Genomic DNA, 13,933 nt, shown 5'->3' on the forward strand with positions numbered 1-13,933 from the left:
GAGCTAATACGGATTTCTGATTTCAGCAGGAACCCCTACGAGACCCGTTGCCCCGAAACGTTGCGCCCATCCCCCGGTCTGGCGTCGTCGAAGATCGTTTCGCAGTCAGACGCGGGACCGGCCACGGACGAAGTCGATGATCAGCACGACCACGCGACAACCAACAGAATGTGAATAAGCCCGCCCCCGATGTTGGCAAGCAGGGCACCTGAGAGCTGGCAAGGTCGCCGCGGCCACTCAGCGGCGGTCACTGCACAGCCAAGCGGAAAGACCACGACACCGGACGCAAAGCGGGATCCGTCCCGGCAACGGCCTCTCGCAGCTGCTCGACTGTCGGTTACGGGACTGGTAGATCAGCAGTGGCCGCCCGGGACAATGACACAGGTGAAGATTTGATAATTGCTGGTCACAAACGGCTTACCTTGCGGTAGCTTGAGCTCATGCTGACAGGTTTCAAGAATTTCATCATGAAGGGCAACGTCGTAGACCTTGCCGTCGCCGTCGTGATCGGTGCTGCCTTTGGTGGGGTAGTTACCGCCCTCGTTCAAAGCGTCCTCATGCCCTTCATTGCAGCCCTGGTGGGCTCACCGAACTTCGACAGCTTCGGTGTCGTCACCCTTAACGGGAACGACATTAAATTCGGTGTGCTGCTCACCGCTATCGTCAACTTCCTGCTGGTGGCAGCAGCCATCTATTTCGTCATCGTCATGCCTATGAACCACATGATCGAACGACGCAACCGCCGCCTGGGTATCAACCAGGATGTAAAGGAAGAAGCAGCAGAGGACCCACAGATCGCCTTGCTCACCGAAATCCGCGATTCCCTCCAAGGCCAATCCCGCAACTAGTCCCCGACACGGGCCGTTGACCATAACTGTTGAACTTACCGGCAGCGCAGGCCCGGATAAGACGGTGGAAAACCGCGTGGGACACCTCTCCGCGGGAACCACCGTTACCGCCCACCACCCCAAACCTTGGGGCCACGGCGGACTGCGCACCCCCATCCGCCGATGAAAGGACGAAAGACATGGCTGTCTCGATTGAACTGGGCAAAGCACTCGATAAATCGCTTGAGAATGCAACACTGGACGAGGTCCTAGCCGCGCCGCCGTCAGCCCTCGCAGGTCTCACCGCAAAACATGACGAACTCCTGGCAGGCCTGGGCATCAAAACGATCCGCGACCTCGGAAGCAACAAATACTTCGCTACAGCCGGGGTGCTCGTCGCCCTCGCCGGCAAAGTCGGTTAACCACCCAACGAAACGAGCCCGGCGGCTGAAACCGCCGGGCTCGTTGCGCTTTCGCAGGAAGTAACTTCACCTGCACAATGAAGATCTCGATTGATACTAATAATGATCGACCCGATATTGCCCATAGCCGAGGCTTCCACCTTGCCCTACGCCCTTACGTTCATCGGAACGCTTGTAGTGGCCCTCCTGCTTTTCCTGTTCCAACTGGCCGGCCTTCATGGTGCTTTTGTGCATGGCCGCGGGAGCGAAAGCTCTCACTTTTGCGTTGCACACGGCGAGGCGGCGGGTCAGACCCTGAAATCTGGTCACAGCACACAGCACACAGCACACAGCACACAGCACACAGCACACGCCCCGACCCTACAAGCCACTGCTGTCGCTAGCCGTTGGTTTTGAGGGCTTCCATCATCAGCTAGTCCGGACGGTTAAAGTCGACGTTAGGCGATCCCGTCATTGGGTTTTGCCACCCTTTACGTCTTTTCAGCAGCTCAATGTCCTCCAACTCCAGTTGCCCCGGGTCGATGTCGGCAGTGCGGTACTTGCATCGCCATATTCCCCGCCTTTTGCCGCGCCAGAAATTTCTTCCACCGGACGAGGTACGAGGGATTAAGTCGATGTTTTGCCGCTGGCCGGCTCGGTTACGGCGAATTCCGTGTACTGGTTGGGTTGGCCGACGAGTAGGCCGCCCCACATCGTGTAGATGTGCTGTCCGGATGGGTCCAGGCGGGCTCATTTCCCGGCCGTGCCACGCTCAGGTACGGGACGTGTTCGTTGATGTGAGACGACTGCGAAACTCTTCGATCCGGTTTTCCCGACGAAGAGACGCGGTCCGGATGGGTCGAGGGCTATGCCGCCCGGGACGAATGGCGTGTGGATCCGGGCCGCCAAGGTGTTCTTCGTCGTGTCGATGACCTGGATATCGTCGGCGTTGCCGCTTGCCGAGGTGAAGTACAGCCGCGTGCCGTCCCGGTTGAGGAGGTTGTTTCGGGGGGTCGTCGGCAGGCTTAGCTGGGCGATGCTTGTGCCGGTGGTTGCGTCGGTAACCGAGAGCCCAGAGCGGCGGGGAATGTACAGCCGAGTGCCGTCCTTGCTGACTTCCATTGGACCGTCGGCGTCGGGGCCGACCTTGACGGTGCTGGTGACGACGTTCCTGCCGGCATCGATGATCGACACGGTGTTGCGGCTGATCGCGTCCCCGCTTCTAACATAGACACGGGTACCGGCGCGGTTGATGGCGACAGCGTTCGGGTGCGGTGCCAGCGGGATCGTTTGGTGACCGTCCTGGTCCTCGTGTCGATCACGGAGAGCGATGCGGACCCTTCGTTCGCCACGTAGGCACGGGTTCCCGCCGGATTGATCTTGAGGTCAGTAGGGTTCTTCCCCACTGGGATATGGGCCGCAAACGTCCCGGTCGGGCTATGTAGGCCTGCGCAGGGGCCGGCAAGGCTGGGGTGCTTATCGCAACGGCAAGTCCCGCAACAGGGCAGTGAGCGTACGGACCCGTCGGCGCCTGCGTTCGCCCAGGGCTTGCCATTGCAGCGTTTCTGCAGGGCCGATGGTCAGTGATTCCACTATGGTCGTCCGTTCTGGTTGCGCCAAACAGGACGAGAAGAAGCCCACAGTCCCCCATAAGACGTGAAGCTACCACCGTCGGCCGGAGATTCCCTTCGTTTCGTGAACTCTTCCTGGCGCCTATCGATAGCAATTTCAAGACCGCGGCCGCGGAGGGCTGCCCTGAGGGGTCCGATCCGAACGGTGAGCGCTTCAGTTGCCGCATCATGGTGGGCTTGCGGAGCACGCGGTGAGGGAAAAGCCGTTCGGCGTTACGAGCTGCTTGCTGGGCTGGCCCGGCAGGGACGTCTATGTAGCCGCGTGCGGGCCGCCATCGGACGGTTTGGCCGCCGTCGCCGGGGCGGGCTGGGCAAATGTGCGGGCGGCCCGTGAGCCGGCGATGGTGCTTGCCGTGATGGTGATGAGGGCTCCGAGGATCATGGCCGCGGCTTCTCCGGGTTCCAGCAATTGCAATTGGGTGCCGATGGTGGCCGCGGCAACCGGCACCCCTAGCTGGGATGCTGCAAGCACCGCCAGTGGCAGGGGCTGGCCGTGCAGCCGCAGGCTAGAGTGGACCAGCAGGGCTCCGAGCCCAAGGCAGATGCCGAGGAGAATCATTCTGGGGCTTCCGGCGAGGGTGCGCAGATCCAGTGATGCGCCCAGCCAGACGAAGAACACCGGCCCCAGAAAGCCGTCGCTGACGGCGAAGAGTTGATGCGCCAGTCGCCGGGGTTCGCCCACGGCTGCGACCACGAGGCCGAACGAGAAACCGGCGAGCATGATGGACACGTGGCCAGCGACGGCAAGCCCGGCGAGTGCGAAGAGCAAGGCCAACTGGATCCTCAGCTCCAGGGCGAACTTCCGGTCCTCAGACACATCATGCACCCGCGCCCGTGTGCCGCTGCGCTCCAGCCAGCGGAGCACGACGAACAACACCCCTGCACACGCTGCGACAACGGCTGCCCCGAGGGCTGCCCTCGGCGCATTGGGTGGGTCCACGGCAAGGGGAAGGGCCACGATGCAGGCGATGTCTGCTGCCGCCACTTGCGCCGTCGTCGTCAAGACCTTTGGTCCGGTCAGGCGTAGCGAATCGACGATCGGCAGGACCAAGGCTGCCGAAGAGGAAGCGAGCAGAACGATGTAAAGGGGAGCATGTCCGGTGCCAAAGGCAAAGGCAATGAGGCTTCCGACGGCGGCCGCCAGCGCCGCTGCGATGCCGGCACGCAGGGCGCCGCGGCCAAGTGCAGGGCGGATGGCCCGGTCCCGCACGGGGACGTGCGTACCGGCGACGAACATGATCAGGGCGAACCCGACGTCAGCGACAAAGATGAACGTGGGATCCGAGGAGTCCACCAGGCCCAGGCCGGTGCGCCCGATGGCGATACCAGCCAGCAACTGTCCCAGCACCACGGGAAGGTGCCATGCCCGCGGCAGCGCCAGCAGCGGCCCGAGGAGCCCGACCGCGGCGATCAGCGCAAGCTGAAGGAATGACACGTTCCTCCTTCTGCCGGCAGTGCGGTTGACTTGGGTCGGTTACCGGGGCGCGTCGGCCAGTTTGAGTGGAATGCCGGTGTTTTCGTCCGTGTAGTAGCTTGCGCAGACCCGGTGGTAGCCATCGGCCACCTGCGCGGGTATGCCCCGGGTCAGGTCGCCCCTGACCATCAGGATGGGAGCGAGCTTCTTGCCGTCCTTGATTTTCTTCAGGTCCGAGGCCACGTGGGCGTTGTCCTCGGGCAGCAGGACCAGCCGCGCGGCACGGAGAATGTCCTTGGCCTTGCGATGCTGGATCGGGGCGTCCATGAGCGAGGCGACAATGGTGGCAACGACGTCTTCAGAAACAAGTAACGAAAGATACTCCGCCGCGCCGGGATAGTCTTGCACCTCAGGTTCCGGCAACCAGCGGACCTCGCCTTTGTTTTCGTCAGGCATGCGTTGCGCTCCTTGGCCAGCGGTATCGGCGTGCCCTGGCGGTGCGGAATCCGCGGTCAAAGCTGCTCGCGGAATTGCTGCCCATATTTCTGCCTCCATGGCGCGGATGGATAGTAGGCTCACAGTACTCATGCCGTTTGCACACGGTCAACGGCGTCGTGCGCAGTGGGTTCCACAGTCAGCCGGGGCCGCCACGGATGCCGGCTGCATCAGCCCCATCCACATGAGGTGCAGCCTCCGGTTCTCCTTGGCCGGCACTGGATCCACCGGCGGTTACCCCACCTTCCGCCCTCGCTAGTGAGCGGGTCCTGGCGCCCGGGCGGCGACAGGCGATGAAAGCCTGAAGGCCGAAGGTCAGGGCGACCAGGCCAAGTCAGATGTGAAGCAGGCCGGCGAAAAGGTCAAGGACGCTTTCAAGGAATAGCCGCCGTTAAGCCGGAGGGTGCGATCCGGGTGCGGGTCGCACCCTTTCCTTGGCACTGAGCGCAAAACCAACAGCTATCCCCCGGTGCAGGGAGTTTGTGGCGAACGGGAATGAGAACCGAATGGACCGGCGGCGAACGCCAGGATAAACCACGGCGGCGATTTCGTGGGGGAGCCAGTCTTCCGCGACTGAGTTAGCTGCCCCTCAGTTTTTCCGTCGGCGAAGACCTCCGCTGACGGGAACAGGGGCCGGGGTAAAAGCGCGAGACCGTCACGGGCGGCGTGTTCGACAAGGAGTGGGACAAAGTCCCTCACCCTTCCGCTGTCCAGTGAACGGTGCTCCTGCTGGACGACGTCCTCGATCTGTTCCTTGGGCACTTGGGGGAACTTCTCCGCGAGCCGGTTTACAACGCCAGTCAGGGCCCGCAACTCTTCAGTGGCTCCCATGGTGAATTTTCGGCCCGGCCCTCGGTACGGTCAACACTTGACCTTTTGGTGCTCCTTCGACGCCGCGATCGTAACGTGCGATGTGGCCGTGCTAGAAGGCGTCGGGGGTTTCCAGTTCCGGGAGGATCATGACGGGGTCTCCGGCCAAAAACATCCTGCGGGGGGCCTTCCCGTCGACCCACACCCATACTACCGAGCCGTCCGGCGTCATGTCGTCGATGACCCCGGTGCCGGGGGCATGGCCGGCCTCCCTGACCTGGACTTCCTGTCCCCGCTTAAAAGTCCCCGCCCAGCCGGGCGGAGGCACAGCGTCAAAGTCGTTGCCAGCGTTCGTGTCCATACCCCAATAGAACCATCCCCGGACGAACAGCCGGTGAAGGCGGACCGTGGAAAGAACGTGCGCCCACGGCCACCAGGCTGGCTTCTGGCCCGGTCACCTGCGTTCGTCAGCAACTGCCGACGATGACAGGGATCGTCACGATGCTGTGCTCCCGAATCCACAGGAAACGCTCACCCGCCGTTCACCGGGCGGCGATAGCGTGGCAGGTGCCAGCGACACCGAAGTGGAGGAGCGAATCAGATGCCGGTGATCACGACGTGGAATCTGGAGAACTTCTTCCGTCCCGGAAACCAGTACGGCCCCCGGACCCAGGCCGTCTACGAGGCGAAACTGGACTACCTGGCCGGCCGGCTCACCGCACTGGCCCCGGACGTGGTCGCCGTGCAGGAAGTGGGCGACCCCTCTGCCCTGGATGACTTGGCCGGCAGGCTCGGGGTCGGCTGGCACACCGTCCTGTCCCAGCATCCGGACACCCGCGGGATCCGCGTCGGGTTCCTCAGCCGCACACCGGTCACCGCCGCGCTGGACCTGACGGCACTTCCGGCGCCGCTGGTCCCGGTCCAGGTCGGAGACGCGCCCGCCGACACCGCGGCGTCGATGGGCCGCGGAGCCCTGCACATCAGAACCACCGCCGCCGGTGGCCGGGACCTGGACCTGATCACCGCGCACCTGAAATCCAAGCTCCTGACCTACCCGGGCGGAAGGTTCAACCCCTCCAGCGAGGATGAACGCGCCCGCTACGGCGCTTACGCGCTCTACCGGCGGACCATGGAAGCTGCTACGGTGCGGATCTACGCGAACAGCGTGCTGGCAGCAGGAGCCAGGAACCTCATCGTCCTGGGCGACATGAACGACACGGAACTGGCCGCCACCACCCAGCTGCTGTACGGGCCGGACGGGTCCCAGATCGGCACCCCGGGATTCGACCGGCCCGACGCCGGCGACGCCACACGGCTATGGAACATCGCCGCAAGGATCCCCGCGGAACACCGCTTCTCCCGCCGCCACGGCGGCGAGAAGGAACTCATCGACCACATCCTGCTCAGCCACGACCTGATCCAGAACCTGGCCGGCGCCGACACCTACACCCAGGACATCACCACCATCGGGAACACGCCCTCCAGCCGCCGCGACGCGACAGTACCCGATCACGCACCCGTCACCGCCACCATCAACTAAAGACCTGTCGCACCCGAACCGGCTGGGGCCTGCTTAAGAAGACGGGGCCGGCCTAAGAACACGGGTATCTGGCCTGCGGCCGGCGGCTGGACGTCCTTCTCTCGTGGCGCCGTCACCGTAGCTTGTGGGATGGGCCGTTGCCTGCGCTGCAGGGGACGATGAGGACCGGCAGATTCTGCTGGCGGGTAAGGACCTCGGATACCGAGCCTTCAAGGAACCGTTCCATGCCTGCGAGGAGACCGGTCCGGGGACCACCGACGACAAGAAGGGACGCGCCGGAGCTCCTGGACAGGCGGGCAAGTGACGGCGCGACGGCGCCGTTGAGTACCCGGAAAGTCCATTCCCTCCCGGCCGGACCGAGGACCGTTTCAAGTCTTTGCCGCAGCATTCCCGCCGGGAAGGCGGCTTCGTCGCTGACGGTCGGATCGAGGGATTGGGCCTCCCGCGGCCCGTCCTGGTCCAGCTCGGTCAAATAACTGCCCGGGTCCACGAACGCGCACACAAGATGTACTCCCAGCGCAGCCGCGAGCCCGGCGGCCGCAGCCACCAGTTCCGCCGAAAAATTCCATGCCACGCCCAGGACCAAAGGCCCCCTGGGCCAATACTCACCGTCCATGAATCCGGTGGCACGCAGCCGACGCAGCAGGCTGTTCGCACTGCACGCCCGGTTGAACAGGTTCCATACGCCACAGGATAGCGATAACCGGAGACACCGGGCCCGGTGGTGGCGTTCGGGAACGGAGGCTCAGGCGCTCCTGCGCTCACCGCCAGCAAGGAACCCGCTCAGGTCACCGCCTGGCAAGGCTCCGCCGTCCAACCCGCGGCATGAGTCGCCGGCCACGGACTGTACATTCAAAGGGTGGCTGATGTTCCCTACCGTTCCCTGCTGGACCCCGGACAGCGAGTCCCCTTTACCGGCCGGCTCGCCCTTCCGGAGGCTCCTGGTGTCTATGCATGGTGGGAAATCCGGGACACCACGGAGGCTGAAACCAGCCCTGAGGGCACTGACCGTCCGCTCTATCTGGGAGCTGCGACGAATATCGCTGGGTCCGTTGAAGCTGACGCGACCGGCCGCCGCACGTCAGCCCTCCGAAAATCCCTGGTGGCAGTCCTGGCCGCCCGGCTCAGGCTCCGGCCCCGGACGGGTTCGAACAGGCCCCCGCTGAACCGGGACGAAAACGCCAGAATGACGGAATGGATCAGCACCCACCTGCTGATCAGCTGGAGCGAACTCCCCCAGCCCGACACCTACCACCGCGCCCTGACCAGCGCCCTGGACCCGTACCTCAGGCCCTGGCGGCGCGTCAGGAACCATCCGGCAGACCGGCGCCGCTCACCGCTCCTCCCGGTTCCCGCCAGCCCTGTTCTTTGGCAGGAGGAGCCAACACCTCCGACTGCCGGAGCGCGCCGAACCATCCAGCCGATGGGAGCAGGAACAGGAGCAGGAGCGGCATCGGCTCAAGGCCATCGGGAGGAAGCTTAGTCCGGACAGGGTGACGACGGCGACGCCGGTTTACACGGGCCCAGTTCCGTGCAGACCGGCGCGGGTTGTGGTTTCTAGAGCTTTGGGGATGGGAACTTCTTCCATTCCGTGTGGAATGTGGCCTCCGCTTCCAGGGCTGCTGTTTGTTCCAGGGCGTGCAGACGGCCGTAGCTGAAGCCGTTCTCGCCTTGCAGGAAGGATTCCGCGCCGAGGCGGCGCAGCAGTTTGCGGGTGACGATGCTGTCCTGGTGGTCGCCGAGGATTTTCTGGACGCTGTGCGCTGCGTCGGCGAGATACGCAGCCTTCTTTCGGTCAATAGGGGCGGCGGCTTCGGCGGCGTAGCGTAGGCGCTTGCCGTCTTTCCGTGCCTCGTGCAGTGCCGGGTGGTCGGTGATGCCGGCGGGATTGTCCCGGGCTTCCAGGACGGCAGCGGCGAGCCGCTTGACGTCTTTGTGGATGAGTTTGGGGATGACCTTGTCAGCCCGTTTACCCGCCAAGGGTGTGAGGCCGGGTGTGGCGAGCAGTGCGTCCAGGGTGTCGAGCAGCCGGAAGTAGCGCTGCCCGTTAAGGGCCTCGAGTACGTTGGCGTGCGCTTTTTGGTAGTCGGCTCCGAGCTCAATATCGATCCGGCGGGTGACCGGGCCCAGGATGAGTTCGGCCGGTTCCTGGGCGATCATGTCCTTGAGGCGGGCGTGCATGACCTCGGCGTCCCGTGCTTCTCCCAGGACTCCGGCCAGCCACCGTAGCTCGTCGCGCACGAACCTGATGCTGTCGGCGTCGCGAAGGAGTTTGCGGTAGGTGGCCAGGACGGAGCGCATGCGCCGGGTCGCGACGCGCATCTTGTGCACTGAGTCGTGGGTATCCAGCCGCACCAGCGGGTCCTGGTCTTTGAGGGTCTGGACCTGCTCGCGCACGTAGGCGAGCAGGACAACGCCCGCGGTGTCTTTCCGCTTGGGCTGTGGTGGTTTCTGCGGGCCGGTGGCCGGTTTGATGCCCAGGGCCCGTGCCAGCTTGGAGCCCTGGGCGGCTGGCCTGACGCCGGCGGCGGCGAGCAGCTTGTCTCCGGCGTCCAGGAGGTCCCGGTCCCCGTCGATGAGTTCAATTTCCCATTCCCGCCAGCGGCGGGTCGCCTGCGGAGGCAGGAGAGTTTCGGCCTCCACCCGGTCATCACACACTTCCGCGAGCAGGCCGTCTTTCTTTCCGCGAAGGCGGTGCACTGTGCGCTTGGTGGTTAGCCGCGCGACGGGGAGCAGCTTCCGGTCCCTGGTGTGCACGCGGATCAGGTCAAGGAGGGCGTCGGGAATGGTGTCGGTTTCCTTGCCGAGCGGTTCGGGGTGTTCGTGCCGTTCGTCCACAGTTGAGGGAAGTTTTAGGTGCCACCCGGCGTCGTCTCCGCCGGTCCGCCGTCGCAGTGTTATGTGGTGCGATACCAGTCGGAGGTCTTTGGTATCGAAATACTCAGCACTGAGCTGGTGCTCTACCGGCGGCCCAACACCTCGGACCCCGGGCAGGTCCTGTAATGGCGGCAGGACGGCCGAGTTTTCAACGTCGTATTTGCGTTCGATTTCAACAACTGGTGCGGTGCCCATGGCCGCATTTTACGTCCGGCCACACCCGGCGTCAGTAAGAAAAACATGTCCCAATTTTTCATGCCGCGCTGGTCGGGGAGACGGGATGGCAGCCCGGTCAGGGGCGAGTGCGCAGGGAGCAGGCCTGGGGTGAGGGTCAGCTCTCGGCGGGCCGGCGGGCGAACTCGCGGTCCAGGCGGTCCCGGGCGCTGTGTTCGACAAGCGTGGGAATGTAGGTGCGGATCCGGCCCCCGTCCAGGGCGTCATACTCGTCGTCAACGACGTCGGTGATGTGCCTCCGGGGGGCTTTCGGGTAGCGAAGGGCAAGGCGGTCAACTACGCCTGAGACGATGAGTTCCCTGTTTTCAGTGCCCTCTGTTTCCACGTTCACCCACCCAGTGTCGGGTCGGGAAGCCGGAGGGTCAAGACCGGGGCCGGACCTGATCCGGCCCCGGTAATCCGATGGACCGTATCCCACCCGTGCGCTCCGGCGTATCATCGGCCGCATGCACGGGAACGACGACGTTCTGTTGCGGCGTCGGCTGGACGAGCTTGGGGCGTTCTTTCGACGTCTGGGGGATCAGACGCGTGGGACCTACGAGCGGGCAGGGATACTCGCGGCCATGCCCGACGTGTCGTTCCCCATTGCTGATGCACGGTTCACTCGCCGGGAGGACCGCATCTCATACTATTCGCGCGGGGCGGTGTACTTCGGCGTCACCCGCGGTGGTGAACTGACCCTTTCCGGCCAGAAGGACGGTGCCCCGCTCGCCAGTGCCCTGATCCCGTACGTGCAGATGGGACGCCTTCAGGATCTTCAGGGCAGCAGGCCCGAGGACTCCCCCACGGAGTGGTTTCCGCCGCCACGGCTTCTTCTGGACACGGAAACCTCGGACCTCTTCATCGCCAGTGTGGGACGAGGGCGGGGCCCCGACTCGAGAACGGTGTTCGTGCCGCTGGAGCAGTACATCAATGAACGTGCCCGGCTCTTCGTCGAAGCCTTCAAGGCGTCGGACTGACCAAGGATCGCGGATGCCCTGGCAGCCCGCGCGGAAGCTGCACGGGAACCCTTTCTGTGGGCGGCGCGACAGTGCGCAGGCCACCTGACGTTCAACTTGCACCGGTAGCGTGGATGGGGTGCGTTTCTTTCAAGCCGAAGTACTGATTAATGCCCGCGCCTCCACGGTGTGGCACGTCATTACCGACGGCACGAACTTCGGCGTCTCGGAATCCGGCATTCTGGAAGCCGACGGTCCGGTACGTGCCGGCGATACAGTCCACATCACCCCGTCCGGCGGCCGAAGGCCCGTCAAGCTGGCGTGCAGCAAATCGAGGGCGAAGTGATGACCTGGAAGCGCAGCCTGCCCTTCCGCTTATGGGCCAGGACCCGGACCTTCACCCTGACCCCAGAGGCCGCGCACACACGCCTGAGAGTCACCGAAGACCACCGGGGACTGCTGATTCCCTTCTCAAAGCACCCCGACGCCGATCCGTTCCTGGACAAGTTCACCGAAGCTGTCAGGACCCGCTCGGAGATACCCGACCGGGCCTCCTCAGGACCACAAGGTACGCGGCCGCGCAGCACATCGCCGCGGCGGAGGCCGCAGACCGGGACCTGCACGCGGAACACGCCGCAGCATCCAAAGGATCCGCCAGGCGCGCGGTGCCCCGGACTGAAACGCACGTATCAGGTGCTTGCCACGGTCGAGGCCACCGGCCGCTACCCGTCGCGCAGTGCCCAGGACAAGACGGAGAGGGATCTCGCGCAATGCCTCAGCCGCCGCCGTGACGCCGAGGCAGGCGTCCTGAACCCGTCACCCAGAAGGCCTCGCCGCAGGCCCCCGCTTCCCCAGGTGTCAGTGCAACTGGTCCTCCCAGTCGTCAGGCACGCGTGGGGCGGGTCCGGGGGCCGTTTGGTCCGCCGGATGATGCGGCGGGGGCTCGCCAGTTCCGGGCCGTCAAAATAGGTGGAGCTGCGGTAGTCCCAGAACCAGTCCTCGCCCGGTTCGAAGCTGCGGATGACCGGGTGCCCCGTGGAGCGGGCGTGGCCGGTGGCGTGCCGGGAGGGCGAGTTATCGCAGCAGCCGATGTGGCCGCACTGCGCACACCGCCGCAGGTGCAGCCACCAGCCCCCGCCGGCTTCACATTCAAGGCAGCCGGTCCCGCTGGGCGGCACCGAAACGTCGATGCCGGGGGTATCACCCATGGCCGCCTCCTCGCTCGGGTGCGCGTGGAACAGGGCCAACTTTACGCCCGCGGGCCCGCCCCGGGGAGCGGCCCCCCGGGTCCACGGGCCGGCGAACGCCGCAACCTGTCGGGATTCGTCTCGAGCGCGGCCCAGTCCCAGCGCCCGGCTTCCGCTGCGGCAATGTAGGTGGAATGCAGGAACTGCAGCACATGCTGGTCGGGGTCGGCCGCGCGGCGGACGGCTTCATAGGGCAGCAGATAGAGTCCCAACTCGTGGTCGTAGACTGCGTCGGCTGGTTCCACCGGGTACCCGGTGAACCCTGCCGGCTCCGGGTAGGCGTAGGCATAGAACGCACCCTCGTCCCCGCCGCCGGGCCAGAAGCCGCTGCTGCTGACTTCGTGGGAGTAAGCCTCCTCCATGACCCAGTCGGCGCAGTTCGGGACCCGTCCCGGGTGTCTGGGCGCCGGCCGGCCGGAGAACCACGTGCAGGCCAGATCCATTCCTCCCCAGAAGAAGTGCACAGGGCTCACCTTGCCCCGGAAGTGGGACCGGAACACGGTGAGCAGGCGGTCCGCCTGGATCAGTTGGTGCCAGAACAGCCGGACGGCCTCGCTGTCATAGGAGGCATGGAGGTAGTCCTCGGCGAACGGTATGGCCGGTTCGACCTCGTTCGGCACTGCCCGGATGGCGGTTTCGATGCCGAGCCGGCCCAGGGCATCGAAGGTCTCGGCATGGAATTCGGCCACAGGCTTCGGGCTGAGGTTGACGTTGGCGCTCAGACCGTTGCTGGTGCGCAACCGCAGGACGTGCTCGCAGAAATCGAATTCCATGTCGAAGGCGTCATGGCCGTAGGGGATGGAAGACGTCGTCAGCCCGCGCGGGGTGACGTAGAGCGTCACCTGCCACCAATGGTTCAACATCGGCGCGTGGGCCATGCGGATCTTGCCGACGATCTGGGTCCACAGGTGCAGGGTATCCCGGGTCCCGGCCCAGTCCTGAATCCTGAGTTCCGGCCACGCGCTGCCGGCACCCTTCAGCGCAGGGACTTCCATTGCACGGCCTCACTTCCGGTCCTGCCCGCGGCCGCCGCCCCTGCCGGAGGTTCATCCGGCACGACGCTGGCGACGCGTCCGCTCTCAGGCTATCTCCCGTCCGCGGCCGCAGCCGAGGAGCGATCCCCGGCTAGAACGGGAACTCGCGCAATGATTGCGCCGGCGGCGCAGGGACGCCGACCCGCCGACATCACCCGCCAGAAAAAATGGCACGACCGGTTCCAGGAACTCATCGCTTACCGGGCCGCGGGGAACCCGTGGCCGCGCAGCACACCCGCCGTCACCGGGCAAGAACGTGAACTCGGGATCTGGCCACTGCCAGTTCCACCCCGCAAGGGCGCAGTCGCTCGAGGACGCACTGCCAGGCTGGACCACCGGCCGGAAACCCTCCACACCCCGCAGCGCCATTAACCCCACACTCCCCATCAGTGGCGCCCCGGACAATCGGGAAACCCCGGCACTGTCGGGCGAAGGCGGCGGCTCCCGGTCAGTGGCGTGGCCGGGCGGCGTGCCGGGTTTGACAT

The 13,933-nt window shown here is 65.1% G+C and carries 15 protein-coding genes and 3 pseudogenes; 7 read left to right on the plus strand and 11 right to left on the minus strand.

Annotated features, from left to right (window positions below):
- Window positions 1-440 precede the first annotated feature (440 nt).
- Together mscL and AC1DFE_RS17790 are read left to right on the plus strand one after the other, a co-directional pair.
- On the plus strand, window positions 441-848 hold the full coding sequence (gene mscL / locus AC1DFE_RS17785) for a large conductance mechanosensitive channel protein MscL (protein WP_476907197.1): 408 nt from the start codon (window positions 441-443) through the stop codon (window positions 846-848).
- Between the two features lie 179 nt (window positions 849-1,027).
- Window positions 1,028-1,249: a hypothetical protein gene (locus AC1DFE_RS17790; protein ID WP_476907198.1), complete on the plus strand. Its 222-nt coding sequence runs from the start codon at window positions 1,028-1,030 to the stop codon at window positions 1,247-1,249.
- A 729-nt stretch (window positions 1,250-1,978) separates the two neighbouring features.
- Here the strand turns inward: AC1DFE_RS17790 and AC1DFE_RS17795 are convergent.
- The 4 genes and pseudogenes from AC1DFE_RS17795 to AC1DFE_RS17810 form a co-directional block, all read right to left on the minus strand.
- Window positions 1,979-2,422, minus strand: a complete 444-nt coding sequence (locus AC1DFE_RS17795; RefSeq protein WP_476907233.1) for a YncE family protein — start codon at window positions 2,420-2,422, stop codon at window positions 1,979-1,981.
- A 107-nt stretch (window positions 2,423-2,529) separates the two neighbouring features.
- Window positions 2,530-2,634, minus strand: a pseudogene (locus tag AC1DFE_RS17800) (hypothetical protein); the annotation flags it as partial.
- A 475-nt stretch (window positions 2,635-3,109) separates the two neighbouring features.
- On the minus strand, window positions 3,110-4,294 hold the full coding sequence (locus tag AC1DFE_RS17805) for a cation:proton antiporter (RefSeq protein ID WP_476907199.1): 1,185 nt from the start codon (window positions 4,292-4,294) through the stop codon (window positions 3,110-3,112).
- Window positions 4,295-4,333: 39 nt separating this feature from the next.
- Window positions 4,334-4,729, minus strand: a complete 396-nt coding sequence (locus AC1DFE_RS17810) for a hypothetical protein (RefSeq protein ID WP_476907200.1) — start codon at window positions 4,727-4,729, stop codon at window positions 4,334-4,336.
- A 313-nt stretch (window positions 4,730-5,042) separates the two neighbouring features.
- On the opposite strand from AC1DFE_RS17810, the pseudogene AC1DFE_RS17815 reads away from it, so the two are divergent.
- Window positions 5,043-5,153 (plus strand): annotated as a pseudogene (locus tag AC1DFE_RS17815) (CsbD family protein); the annotation flags it as partial.
- Between the two features lie 74 nt (window positions 5,154-5,227).
- Here AC1DFE_RS17815 and AC1DFE_RS17820 read toward each other — a convergent pair.
- Both AC1DFE_RS17820 and AC1DFE_RS17825 read right to left on the minus strand, forming a co-directional pair.
- A complete protein-coding gene (locus tag AC1DFE_RS17820) occupies window positions 5,228-5,599 on the minus strand; it encodes a CUE domain-containing protein (RefSeq protein WP_476907201.1) in 372 nt (123 codons plus the stop codon).
- Between the two features lie 91 nt (window positions 5,600-5,690).
- Window positions 5,691-5,939 (minus strand): hypothetical protein, encoded by a 249-nt coding sequence (locus AC1DFE_RS17825; protein WP_476907202.1) that lies wholly within the window; start codon window positions 5,937-5,939, stop codon window positions 5,691-5,693.
- Between the two features lie 240 nt (window positions 5,940-6,179).
- On the opposite strand from AC1DFE_RS17825, the gene AC1DFE_RS17830 reads away from it, so the two are divergent.
- Window positions 6,180-7,118 (plus strand): endonuclease/exonuclease/phosphatase family protein, encoded by a 939-nt coding sequence (locus AC1DFE_RS17830; protein ID WP_476907203.1) that lies wholly within the window; start codon window positions 6,180-6,182, stop codon window positions 7,116-7,118.
- A 112-nt stretch (window positions 7,119-7,230) separates the two neighbouring features.
- On the opposite strand, the gene AC1DFE_RS17835 is transcribed toward AC1DFE_RS17830, so the two are convergent.
- Window positions 7,231-7,692: a universal stress protein gene (locus AC1DFE_RS17835; protein WP_476907204.1), complete on the minus strand. Its 462-nt coding sequence runs from the start codon at window positions 7,690-7,692 to the stop codon at window positions 7,231-7,233.
- A 285-nt stretch (window positions 7,693-7,977) separates the two neighbouring features.
- Here AC1DFE_RS17835 and AC1DFE_RS17840 point away from each other — a divergent pair, with 285 nt between their 5' ends.
- The gene (locus AC1DFE_RS17840) at window positions 7,978-8,601 is read left to right on the plus strand and encodes a GIY-YIG nuclease family protein (protein WP_476907205.1); all 624 of its coding nucleotides are present in this window, start codon (window positions 7,978-7,980) and stop codon (window positions 8,599-8,601) included.
- A 74-nt stretch (window positions 8,602-8,675) separates the two neighbouring features.
- Here AC1DFE_RS17840 and AC1DFE_RS17845 read toward each other — a convergent pair whose 3' ends face one another.
- Both AC1DFE_RS17845 and AC1DFE_RS17850 read right to left on the minus strand, forming a co-directional pair.
- Window positions 8,676-10,190: a CYTH and CHAD domain-containing protein gene (locus tag AC1DFE_RS17845; RefSeq protein WP_476907206.1), complete on the minus strand. Its 1,515-nt coding sequence runs from the start codon at window positions 10,188-10,190 to the stop codon at window positions 8,676-8,678.
- Window positions 10,191-10,326: 136 nt separating this feature from the next.
- On the minus strand, window positions 10,327-10,560 hold the full coding sequence (locus AC1DFE_RS17850) for a three-helix bundle dimerization domain-containing protein (RefSeq protein ID WP_476907207.1): 234 nt from the start codon (window positions 10,558-10,560) through the stop codon (window positions 10,327-10,329).
- 232 nt (window positions 10,561-10,792) lie between these two features.
- Between AC1DFE_RS17850 and AC1DFE_RS17855 the strand changes: the two genes are divergently transcribed.
- On the plus strand, window positions 10,793-11,188 hold the full coding sequence (locus tag AC1DFE_RS17855) for a hypothetical protein (RefSeq protein WP_476907208.1): 396 nt from the start codon (window positions 10,793-10,795) through the stop codon (window positions 11,186-11,188).
- A gap of 118 nt (window positions 11,189-11,306) precedes the next feature.
- Window positions 11,307-11,513, plus strand: a complete 207-nt coding sequence (locus AC1DFE_RS17860; protein ID WP_476907209.1) for a hypothetical protein — start codon at window positions 11,307-11,309, stop codon at window positions 11,511-11,513.
- 512 nt (window positions 11,514-12,025) lie between these two features.
- Here AC1DFE_RS17860 and AC1DFE_RS17865 read toward each other — a convergent pair.
- Window positions 12,026-12,375 (minus strand): annotated as a pseudogene (locus AC1DFE_RS17865) (UBP-type zinc finger domain-containing protein).
- A gap of 41 nt (window positions 12,376-12,416) precedes the next feature.
- Window positions 12,417-13,409: a DUF5996 family protein gene (locus AC1DFE_RS17870; RefSeq protein ID WP_476907210.1), complete on the minus strand. Its 993-nt coding sequence runs from the start codon at window positions 13,407-13,409 to the stop codon at window positions 12,417-12,419.
- Window positions 13,410-13,933 lie beyond the last annotated feature (524 nt).

Source organism: Arthrobacter sp. 05T423 (assembly GCF_056396245.1).